The sequence below is a fragment of the Nocardia concava NBRC 100430 genome (assembly GCF_000308815.1).
Classification (GTDB): Bacteria; Actinomycetota; Actinomycetes; order Mycobacteriales; family Mycobacteriaceae; genus Nocardia; species Nocardia concava.
On record NZ_BAFX01000095.1, the window covers coordinates 1 to 12,115 of the forward strand.

General features: G+C 68.4%; 3 protein-coding genes. All 3 read right to left on the reverse strand.

Going from position 1 to position 12,115, the window contains the following annotated elements:
* A partial coding sequence (locus ON43_RS42675; protein ID WP_157514135.1) for a non-ribosomal peptide synthetase occupies positions 1 to 9,019 on the reverse strand: 9,019 nt, incomplete at its 3' end.
* Between the two features lie 34 nt (positions 9,020 to 9,053).
* Complete coding sequence (locus ON43_RS21675; RefSeq protein ID WP_063712592.1) at positions 9,054 to 10,391, reverse strand: MupA/Atu3671 family FMN-dependent luciferase-like monooxygenase; 1,338 nt, start codon at positions 10,389 to 10,391, stop codon at positions 9,054 to 9,056.
* On the reverse strand, positions 10,388 to 12,091 hold the full coding sequence (locus ON43_RS21680; RefSeq protein ID WP_083913596.1) for a fatty acyl-AMP ligase: 1,704 nt from the start codon (positions 12,089 to 12,091) through the stop codon (positions 10,388 to 10,390). The genes ON43_RS21675 and ON43_RS21680 overlap by 4 nt, the downstream gene beginning before the upstream one ends.
* Positions 12,092 to 12,115: the final 24 nt, after the last annotated feature.

Consider the following 12,115-nt stretch of genomic DNA (forward strand, 5'->3'; position numbering starts at 1 on the left):
ATGCGGTGTTGGCATCGGCATGATTCGTGAGATCGACTACCTGCCATGGCAATTCGACGTCGGCACAGACCACGGCCACGCTCGTGCCACTGCTCGTGGTGGTGAACGCGGTGCGCAGGATCTGTTGCCGTTCCAGCAGCGCCCGCGCGGCGGTCCGCAGGCGATTCACATCCAGGCTGCCCGACAGGCGCAGAACCAGCTGCGCCACATAGGCGTCCGGCTCGACGGTATCGGTGAGCCCGGTGTGGAACAGCAGGCCCGCCTGCAAGGGGGTCAACGGCCAGATATCGGTCAGCGACGGATACGCCCGGTCGAGTGCGGCGACCTCGGGCGCGGTCAGCGATACCAGGTCGAAGTCGGAGGGTGAATGCGCTCCCGCGCCGGGGGTTTCGGCATGCTCGGTGATCGCCGTCAGGGCCTGGGCCCACAATGTCGCCAACTCGTCGACGTCGACGGGTTCGAGCAGGGTGCGCGGGAAGCGGAAGCGCGCCTGCAGCCGCTCGTCGACCACAATGGCGGTGATATCCACGGCCAGCGTCACCGGCATCTCGGGATCCGGAGTGATCGCCAATTCGGCTGAGCCGTCCTGGATTCCGCTCGCCCCGGCGTCGGCCGCCGTGATCCGGCCCAGGTAGTTGAATCCGATCCGGCCCGGCATGGTGTCCGGCAAGGACGCCGCGGTCTCCGTGTTCAGGTAGCGCAGCAGTCCGTAGCCGATGCCCTTGTCCGGGATCGATCGCAGGGATTCCTTCACCGAAAGCACCGCGGCCGCCGCCGAATCCCCACCTGCGGCAAGGTCCTCGAGGTCGACTCCGGTCAGATCCAGCCGCACCGGGAACATCGAGGTGAACCAGCCCACGGTGCGCGACAGGTCCGCGCCGGGAACCAGCTGCTCCTCGCGTCCGTGGCCCTCCAGGCGGACCAGCACCGACGGATCGTCCATACCGCGTCGGCTGCGCCACATGCGCACGGCAACGGCCAGGGCGGCCAACAGCCCGTCATTGACCTCACCGTGGAACACCGTCGGCACCCGGGACAGCAGGCCGCGCGTCACCTGCTCCGGCAGTTCGACCCGCACCTCCTCCAACGTCGCGACGGTGTCGACATCCGGATCCAATTCTCTTCCGCCCCAAAGGGGATCGCCCCCTGTCAGCATGGACTGCCACAGCGCCAGCTCACCCTGCCGGGCCTCGGCGGCTTCCACCAACCCATGCGCCCAGCGCCGCATCGAAGTTCCGACCGGAGCCAGGACCGGAGTACCGCCCGCCCGGATCTGTTCGAGGGCCGAGAGCAGGTCCGGCACCAGCACTCGCCAGGAGACGCCGTCGACCACCAGGTGATGGGCCATCATCAGCAACCGGTCGGGTGCCTGCCACACGAATCGGACCATCGCGCCCGCGAGCGGATCCAGTTGCGCGGCGGCGTTATTCGCCTCGGCTTCGAGGTCCGAGCCGCGCACCAATACCGCAGCAGCGTCGATGGTTCCCGGTTGTCCCACCACCAGCGACCATTCCCCGGCCTCGGTGCGGCGCAAGCGGGACCGCAGCATGTCGTGCCGGTCCAGCAGCGCGCCGATCGCCGCGAGCACACCCGCCTCGTCGACCCCGGCGGGCACCGGCACCACCACGTGCTGCTGGAACCGCCCGAATCCCTTGCCCCAGTCCACCATCCACCGCGCCACCGGCAGCAACGGCAGCTCCCCCACCCCGCCGCCGGGCAGCTCGCCCGATCCTTCGACGCCCTCGCCCGCGATCCGCGCGCGTCCGGCCAAACGAGCCGGGGTCCGTTGCGCGAACACATCGCGCGGCCCGAACACCACGCCCAGCGCACGCGCCCGCGACACCACCTGGATCGAGACGATCGAATCCCCGCCCAGGGCGAAGAAATCGTCGTCGGCGCCGACCCGGTCCAGCCCGAGCACCTCGGCGAAGACCCCGGCCACGATCTCCTCGACCGGCGTGGACGGCGCACGGAACCCACGCGTCGCGAAGACCGGTTCGGGCAGCGCCCGGCGGTCGATCTTTCCCGTTGCGGTCAAGGGCAATTCGTCGAGCACCATCACCAGGTCGGGCACCATGTACGCGGGGAGCCGGTCGCTCGCGTACCGCCGAACCTGCTCCGGATCGATATCCCGGCCCACCACATAGCCCACCAGCCGCGCACCATCCTCGGCGGTGTGGACGACGGCCACGGCCTGCGTGATCCCCTCCATCGCGCAGAGCGCGGCCTCGATCTCGCCCAGTTCCAGTCGCTGCCCGCGCACCTTCACCTGGAAGTCTGAGCGGCCAACGAACTCCAGAACGCCATCGCTCGAACCGGATTCGGCGACGGTCCAGCGGACCAGGTCGCCGGTTCGATAGAGCCGTTCGCCGGGCGCACCGAACGGGTCGGCCACGAATCGCGAAGCCGTCAGTCCGGCACGACCCCGATAGCCCCGTGCCACACCGGGACCCGACACATACAGCTCACCGACCACACCCACCGGCACCGGCCGCAGCCACGCGTCCAGTACCGCCACGTTCATGCCCGCGATGGGTGCACCGATTCGAATCTGCCTGTCCGGCAGCAGCTCCGAGCCGGTCGCCCAAATGGTCGCCTCGGCGGGGCCGTACAGATTGTGGACCCGGCGCATACCCGACGCGTCGGTCCGTGCCCACCGGCTCACCAGCCGGGAGGTGCACTGGTCGCCACCCGTCAGCAGGATCCGCAAGTCGTCGAGTCCGGCCGGATCCAGGGACGCGGCGACCGCCGGGGTCAGGAAGGCGTGGCTGACGCGGTGTTCGCGCAGCAAGTCCCAGAGCGGCTGTCCGCCATAGGCTTCGGGTGGCGCGACCACGAGTGTGGCACCGCCGGAGACCGCCAGCAGCAGTTCCAGGATCGCCGCGTCGAAGGTGCGTGCGGCCACCGCGAGCACATGGGATTCCGTGTCCACCGCGCACCGGTCGACGTGGTCGGCCACCAGGGCGGCCAGTCCGGTGTGGGTGACCTCGACTCCCTTCGGGCGTCCGGTCGAGCCCGAGGTGTAGACGACGTAGGCGGTATTGTCGACCCGCACCGGCGTGTGCCGGTCGGCGTCGGAAACGGCTGCCGCACTGAGCCCGGACAACAGGTCGAGGGTGTCGAGATCGATCACCTGGGCATCGAGTCCCGCGGCCCCGGCCCACCCGCGCGTCACCACGCAATCGGCCCCGGAGTCGCTGTACACGAACCGGTTTCGCTCCTCCGGATGCGCCGGATCCAGCGACAGGAACGCCGCACCGGTCTTGGCGATCGCCCAGACGGCCAGCACCCAGTCCAGCGATCGGGGCAGGGCGATCGCGACCACCGATTCGGGACCGATCCCACGCCCGATCAGGCTGCGCGCCAGTCGATTCGATCCCGCGTCGAGGCCGCGATAAGAGAGGCTCCGCTCCCCCGCGACTATCGCGTCGCCGTCCGGGTTGGCGGCGACCGCGGCGGCCAGCAGGGCGGGCAGCGTCACGGCGGCCGGACGGGCGCCCTTGCCATTTCGGCCCCACGCATGGACCAGCCGATCCCTTTCGGGCGCGGTCAGCACATCGATATCGCGCACCAGCACGCCCGGTTCCTCGGTGATGGCGCGCAGCACCCGCTGCAGCCGTCCGGCGAACGCCGCGATCGTGCCCGGATCGAAAAGGTCGGTGGCATAGCTCAAATCCACCGGGATCGCGCCGTCGCGATCGGGTGCGTCGGTCAGCGTGAAGGTCAGATCGAACCGTTCGATCCCGGTCTCCGCGCCGGCGGCCGTCACCACCACGTCGGGCAGTTCGAGCCGGGCCTGATCGAGATTGTGGAACGCCAGCATCACCTGGAACAGCGGGTGGTGCGCCTGGCTGCGCGGCGGATCCAGGGTCTCCACGACCTGTTCGAACGGGACCTCCGCGTGCGCGAAGGCATCCAGGTCGATGCCGCGGATATCGGAGAGCAGGTCGGTGAACGGCCGCGCCTCGTCGACCCGGGCACGCAGCACGACGGTATTGACGAACATGCCGATCAGCTCGTCCAATTCGGCCGCTCCACGCCCGGCCACCGGCGAGCCGACGGCGATATCGACACTGCCCGACAGCCTGGACAGCACGACCGTCAGGGCCGCGTGGAAGATCATGAACACCGTCACGCCACGGGCCTGCGCGAGCGCCTGCATACCTTCCACCACGGCCGGAGAGAGCACGAAGGTATGGGTGGCACCTCGATGCGAGGCGACAGGCGGGCGGGGTCGATCGGAGGGCAACTCCAGGACCTCGGGCAAATCGCGCAGTTGGCCTGACCAGTACTGCAATTGCTGTGCGAGCAGCGAGGTCGGGTCCTCGGCGGTGCCCGCGAGTTCCCGCTGCCACAGGGCGTAGTCGGCGTACTGCACGGCCAGCGGTCGCCAATTCGGCTGCCGCCCATCGTGCCTGGCGACGTACGCGGCGGCCAGGTCACGGGCCAGCGGGGCCATGGAGAATCCGTCGGCATTGATGTGATGCACCGCCAGCAGCAGGACGAAGTCGGTGGAGCTCGTCGAGAACAATCGCGCGCGCAGCGGAACCTGTTCGGCCACATCGAATCCCGCCGACACCACCGCGGACAGCGCCGCCGCCAGCCCGGATTCGTCCACCTCGATAGTGGCGAGATCCAGATCGGCCGCCGCGGCAAGCTCCTCGATCGGCACCACCACCTGATGCGGCACCCCATCCGACTCCGGATACCTGGTCCGCAGCGCCTCGTGGCGCTCCAGCACATCCCACACCGCCGCCGCCAGAGCCGCCGTATCCAGCGCCCCGGACAGCCGGATGACCATCGGAATGTTGTAGGCGATCGACTCCGGATCGAACCGGTTCACGAACCACATGCGCTGCTGCGCGAACGACAGCGGCACCAGGTCCGGCCGCATCTGCGGGCGCAGGCGCGGACCCTCCTCGGCGGCGGGCGCATCCGCGACCCGCGCCGTCAGCAGGTCGGCCAGGGCTCCGACCACCGAGGCCTCGAAGACATCCCGGACCGCGACGGGGACGCCGACACCTTCCGAGAGCCGGGCCGACAAACGTGTGGCGGACAGCGAGTTCCCGCCCAGTACGAAGAAGTCGTCATCGACGCCCACCCGGTCCACGCCGAGCACCTCGGCGTAGACGGTCGCCACGACCTCCTCCACGGGTGTGGCGGGCGCGCGATAGGACGCGCGGGCCACTACCGGTTCGGGCAGCGCCGCCTTGTCCACCTTGCCGTTGACCGTCAGCGGCAGCGAGTCCAGCACCATCACGACATCGGGGACCATGTAGCCGGGCAGTCGTTCGCCCAGCCGTTCCCGCATCAGTGCGCCGAGAGCTCCTGGCGCACTCCAGGTTTCGTTCGGCACGAGCAGCTCGGCGGCATCGACTTCCCCGGCCGCTCGGGTACGCGTGTGCGGGCGAACGGCGTACACGATGTGCAGGTCGGTGCCCATCACATTCGGCGAGACCCGCGCCTCGGCCTCGAACCCGTGGTGCCGCAGCAGCTCCTCGATGCGGGCCAGCCGATACTCGACATCATTGACCTCGATGACCATCCGGTCGATGAGCGGCCAGTGCCGGGCCTCGATACCGTGCAGGGCATCGAGTTCACTGCCCTCCACATCGAGCTTCAGCAGATCGATATGGCCGATCCCGTACTCGTCCATGATGTGCGAGAGCGTCCGGATGGGGACGTCGACCTGGACGCAGTCGAGACGGTCTGCGATCATCTGATCGACCAGCCGATCCCCGAGATCCTGTGTCTCCGCCTGGTATTCGCTGTGCACGAACGATTGCAGGATGTCGTGCTGCTCGCGGCTGCCGGTGCCGCGGCCCGACAGTACCGACATCTCCGGGTAGTAGGTGAAGGTGTCGGTGGTGGCCTCCGCGCCGATCGCATACGGCACCAGCGTGGCATCGAGGTCGTGCAGCGCCGCATTGGCCGCGTACATGCGCCGCAGCTCCGGCATCGGTTCGACCGCGAACAGCTTGACGCCCGGGGATTTCCGCTTGGCGTAGAGGGAGAACATGCCGACGTGCGCGCCGATATCGACAATGCAGCCGTCGCCGGGAATGGTCACGCCGCCGTGGCAGTATTCCTCGGTCTCGAAGATCTCCTCGTAGAGGAATTCGATATTCGAGCGGTTGCGGCCCACCACCGGCATGCCGTTGGGCAGTTCGTGCAGTTCGGCGGCCGCGATCGCGCCCTGGCGTTGCAGCTCCAGGCATTTCGCCGCGACGGGAGCGAAGCGCGGATCGGGAACCAGGTAGGCGACCAGCTGGGTGGACGGCGGCGCGTCGGGGGTGGCGGGTCCGGCGGTGTGGGTGGTGACGACGGCCCCGGCCACGCACTCCTGGCCCGCGAGCAGGGATTCGATCTCGCCGAGCTCGATGCGGTAGCCGCGGATCTTCACCTGTTCATCGGCGCGGCCGAGGTATTCGAGCACACCGGCCTCGGTCCAGCGCACCACGTCACCGCTGCGGTAGAGGCGGCCACCGGCCGGATCGAAGGGGTCGGCGACGAACCGCGACGCGGTCAGCGCGGGGCGGGACAGATAGCCGCGGGCGACCTGGTTGCCCGCGACGTAGAGCTCGCCCGCGACGCCGACCGGGGCCGGTCGCAGCCACGAATCCAGCACGTACACACGCAGATTCGCCAGCGGAACACCGATCGGGCTGATACCCGCGTCACCGCGCCAATGCTGTGGCGTGAGTGCCTGTTCGGTCACGTGAACGGTGGTCTCGGTGATGCCGTACATATTGATCAGCCGGGGCGCGGCCGGGCGCTGGAGGATCGGCCAGCGCTGCAGCCGCGTGGGGTCCAGGGCTTCACCGCCGAAGATCACCATGCGCAGCCGGGATCCGTCATCGACTGTGGCGCGGCGGGATTCGATCAGGGTGTAGAACGCCGACGGCGTCTGGTTGAGGATGGTCACGCCCTGCTCGACGATCAGATCCCACAGCTCCGCAGGTGAGTACGCGACCTCGCGGGGTACCACGACCACACGGCCGCCATGCAGCAGCGCACCCCAGATCTCCCAGACCGAGAAGTCGAATGCCTGTGAGTGACACCAGGTCCAGACGTCGCCCGGTCCGAACTCACACCAGGACCGAGTGCTCTGGAACAGGGAGACGGCGTTCTCGTGAGTGACGGCCACGCCCTTGGGTTTTCCGGTGGTGCCGGAGGTGTAGATGACGTACGCGACAGTCCCCGGGCGACCGGGGTGCGGATTGTCCAGGGAGCCATGGCCGTTGGAGTCGGCGATATCGATGCGCAGGCGTGCGACATCGCTCCCGGCGACCAACTCGGCGGTACGACCGTCGACGAGGACGAGCGTGGGCGCGGCGTCGGCGAGGATGTACGCGATTCGCTCGGGCGGCGAGGTCGGGTCCAGCGGCACGTACGCCGCACCGGTCTCGAGGATGGCGAGCAGGGCGGTGATCAGCGGAATGCCCTTGGGAAGTGCCAGGGCGACAAGGCTTTCCGGGCCCGCCCCACGTGCGGCCAGCATGGCCGCCAGCTGTCGGGCCTCCGCCTCGAGCTGGGCGTAGGTGAGGTGCTGGTTGCCGTCGGTGATCGCGATGGCTGCGGGCGTAGCGGCGGCCTGTCGCCGGAACATCGTGGTGAGAGTGTCGGAGGTGTCGATCGGCGCGGTGGTGTCGTTCCACTGCCGCAGCACGCGCTCGCGCTCCCCGGCCGCGAGCAGATCGAGATCCCGGACGGGCGTAGCGGGATCGGCACTGAGCACCGCCACGAAGTCATGGAAGAACCGCAGGAACCGATCGAGTTGGCGCGCAATGTCTTCGGGCGTATACAGGTCGTGGTTGGCGACGAAGTCGATGCGGGTGGCCGTGGAACCCCGGGTGGCGCCGGCACCGGTGTACACACTCACCGACAGGTCCGAGACGAGTCCCGGTGTGAGTACCTGCAATTGCCCGGTGATCCGCCCCAGCCGGACGCTGGTGTCGAACATCATCAGATCCACATACGGCCCGAAGACCTGGGTCTGGGGCGTGAGCCGTCCGATATCGCGGAACATGTCCTCCTGCCGATACCGCTGCCGGCGCAGCACCTCGATCAGCTGGTGCTGGGTCGCCTCCATCAGTTCGCCGACCGTGGTGCGCGGACCCATGGTGAGGCGTAAGGGCAAGGTATTGGCCAACATTCCGCCCGACCGCAGCGCGGCGGTGGTGACCCGTGCGGACACCGGCAGGCTGAGCACGATGTCGTCGCTGTCGGTCATTCGGCCCAGGAACAGCCCGAACGCCGCCAGGTACGGGACCGCGGGATTCGCGGAGGTCGCCTTGACGACGGCGGCGAGCAGTTCGGCCGTCTCGTCGGGCAGCGCCCCGCTCACCGAGATCGGGTGCGCGTCGGCCTGCCCGCTGCGACCGGCCAGGCTGACGGGTGCGGGCAGGTGGTCGAGCTGATGCTGCCAGAATTCGCGGTCGGTCTCGAAACGGGCCGAGGCACGGTACTTCTCGTCGGCGGCGACGAGATCGGCGAGGCCCTGGATCCGCGCGGCCGGGGCTTCACGACCCTCGACCGCGGCCGTGTACAGCTCGCCGACGCGGCCGAGCAGGGTCATGGCGGCGAGGCCGTCCATGGCGATGTGATGGGCCCGCAGGTACCAGAACCAGCGGTCGTCCTCCACCCGCAGGACAACGGTGGCGATCAGCCGATCGCGTTGCAGATCGATGGGACGCGAATACTCGTCACGCATCCAATCCTGCGCCGCCGCAACAGGATCCGATTCCCCGCGCAGATCCAGCAGCCGGGTCGGTTCGTCCAGCGGCCGGTCGACCACCTGCCGCGGCCCGTCCTCGGTTTCGATCACGCGCAGCCGGGCGGCCCCGAACTCCCCCGCCACCTGCCAGAACGAGGCCATGAGCAGTTCGACGTCGAGCTCGCCGCGCAGATCGATACACAGGGCATTGGTGATCGGATTCGAGCCGGTCAGCTGTTGCGCGTACCAAATTCCTTGTTGCGCGGCGGACAACGGAAATGGAACCGAACTGGGCCCGGTCAAATTCTGCTCCTGCGTCTCGGGGCGGTGGAAGTTCCTACGCGGACAGCGCCACGCTCTTGAGTTGTGCCAGCGAATCCAGCCCGGTCAGCACCTCGGCATCGGGGATGCCGAAGTCGATCAGGCAGGCGATCTCGTCGACCCCGATCTCCCGCAGGCGCGCGACCATCGGGGCGGTGGATTCGGGGGTGCCGAACAGTCCGTTATTGCGGTAGTAGCGCTCGAAGGCGAAGTCCAGCACCTTCGCCCGGGTCTTCTCGTCCAGGCTCTCCAGGGCCTCGGAACCGCGCCGCCACAGGTCCACCGAATCCTCGAGGTAGGTCTTGAACGGGCCCTCGACGGTCCTGCGGACCGTGGCCTCGTCGGCGCCGAGGAAGGTGTGCAGCATGACGGTGACAGTCCCCGCGTCGGCGTCGTGGCCGTGCGCCGCCCGCGCGGCGCGGTAGGCGGCCAGCTTCTCGGCCAGCTCGTCGACCTGCTGGAACAGCAAGGCGGTCAGGATGTTTACGCCCAGCGCACCGGCCATCTCGAAGCGCTCGATGCCACCGCTACAGGTGAGCCAGGTCGGCAGGGTCGGCTGGACCGGGGCCGGGAAGATCCGGATCGACCGCTGCTCACCGGCGCCGGTGGGCAGCGAGACCGACTCACCGCGCCACAGTCGCTGCACGGTCTCGATGCCGGAGCGCGTGATCTCGACCCGCTCGGCGTAATTGTCGGGGGCGAGCACGAAATCGTCGGCGTTCCAGCCGGTGGCGAAGGCCAGATCGACGCGCCCGTTGGACAGGTTGTCCACCACCGACCAGTCCTCGGCCACCCGGATCGGATTGTGCAGCGGCAGCACCACGCTGCCCGCGCGAATCCGCACCCGCTCGGTGGCCGTGGCCAGCGCCGCGCCCAGCACCGACGGGTTCGGGTAGAGGCCGCCGAAGGAGTGGAAATGCCGCTCCGGCAGCCACACCGCGCGCAAGCCGTGCGCGTCGGCGAAGCGGGCGCTCTCGAGCAGCAGGTGATAGCGGCTCAGGGACTGGCGCTGGGCGTCGCTGGAGAAGAACAGCAGGCTGAAATCCATCTCGCGGCGAGCCGGACGATCGTCGCCGCGCGAGACCGGCGGGGTGTCGGCGGGAGTGTGCCCGTTGCCGTTCCGGCTGGCCTTCTCCGCGACATCGGCCAGGCTCAGTCCGTCGAAGATCTCCTCGGCGGTGATCTCCGTTTCGTACTTGTCCTCCAGAATGGTCATCAGCTCGGCCGCTTTCACCGAGTCCAGGCCCAGCGAGGTGAGCGGCGAGTGCGGGTCCACCGCGTCGCGATCCAGCCGATCGGCCGCCCATTCCACGAAGAAGTCCAGCACGGTCGCGGTCTCGGGCGATGTACTCATAGCACGCTCTCCTCGAATGCCGTGTCGGATGAATAGGTCTCGCTCAGCTGTCTGCGCTGGACCTTGCCGCTGGTGGTCTTGGGCACCTCTCCCTTGCCGACGAAGACGACCCGGTGCACGCCGATGCCGTGCTCGCGGCTGACGATGTCACGTATCGAATCCTCCAGTGCGGCAGCTGATTCGGATTGGTCCTCGTTGAGCTCCTGGACGACCAGCACCCGGTCCTGCTCGTCGATCCGCGCCGCGAAGACCGCGCAACCGCCGGGCCGCAGAGCCGGATGGGCGGAGGTGATCGTGCGCTCGATGTCCTGCGGAAAGATATTGCGGCCGTGCACGATCATCAGTTCCTTGATCCGCCCGGAGATGAAAAGCTCACCGTCGCAGACGAATCCGAGATCGCCGGTGCGCAGGTATGATGTCGCGTCCTCGCCCTCGATGGTCGCCCCGAACGCGCGGGCGGTCTCGTCGGGCTTCTGCCAGTAGCCGGCGGTGATGCTGTCGCCGCGCAGCCAGATCTCGCCGATCCACTGCTCGCCGCAGCGCTTGCGGGTGTCGCGATCGACCACGGCCACCTCGGGCCCGACCGGCCCGACGCTGATCAATTCGCGCCCACCGGGTTTCGCGATCGCGATGCCGTTCTCCAGATCCGCCGCCGCAAACCGCTTCGACCGCGCCCCGGCGCCGCGATCGCCGCCATTGACGTAGAGGGTGGACTCGGCCAGGCCGTACATCGGCGCGAAGCTCGACTCCCGGAAGCCGCTCACCGCGAAGGTGTCGGCGAAGGTGCGCAATACGGCCGGGTCGACCGGTTCCGCACCGACGAAGGCGATATCCCAGCCGCTCAGGTCCAGGGCCGCGGCGTCGTCCGGCGACACCCGCTTGGCGCACAGCCCGTAGGCCAGATTCGGTCCGCCCGCGACGACGTGCTCGCCCGCGGCGATCTCGCGCAGCCAGCTCAGCGGATCGCGCAGGAAGGTCATGGGCGAGAGCAGGGTGCTCTGGAAACCGACGAACATCGGCAGCAGCGCGCCCTGGATCAGGCCCATGTCGTGATAGGGCGGCAGCCAGGAGACGATCGAATTCTTCGGCGTGAGTTGATATTTCGCCTGGAGGACACCCAGATTGTGCATGAGGTTGCGGTGGCGGACCATCACACCCTTGGGCGTTCCGGTCGAGCCGGAGGTGTACTGCAGGAACGCGATGTCCTCCGGTTCGGGGACGGCATCGGGCAGCGGTTCGAAGCCCAGGCCGCGGCCCGCGTCGTCGCTGTCGATGATCCGGATATCGTCGCCGAGGCGCGCGCCGTCCACGGGCACCTGCGACAGGGGCGCGATGACCGCCGACGCGCCGCTGTCGCTCAGAATGGCGCGCAGTGTGGCGATCTGCCGCTCCGACATCGGAAGGTGTACCGGCACTGCGATTCTGCGAGTGGTCAGGCAGGCGAAGAACGCGCACACGAAATCCGGGCCCGGTGGGCACAGCAGGGCGACACGGTCACCGGGGGTGGTTTCGGTGATGATCCGTTCGGCCAGGCCGGCGACACGGTCCCACAGGCGCTGATAATCGAAAACGTCTCTGTTTTCCTTATGGTTCGCGAAGAGATAGGCCGTACGACGCGGGGTCTCGAGCACTCGCATCGACAACAGGTCGACCAACGTGCGGGCGTTCGTTCCCAGCGAGTTCCTTCCCGATCTCTGCATACGCCTGGCTCCTGTCGGATCCTC

Bases quoted from the DNA above. Each gene is read 5' to 3' on its own strand.
- ON43_RS21675 (WP_063712592.1), bottom strand. From the start codon at position 10,391: ATGAGTACATCGCCCGAGACCGCGACCGTGCTGGACTTCTTCGTGGAA.
- ON43_RS21680 (WP_083913596.1), bottom strand. From the start codon at position 12,091: ATGCAGAGATCGGGAAGGAACTCGCTGGGAACGAACGCCCGCACGTTG.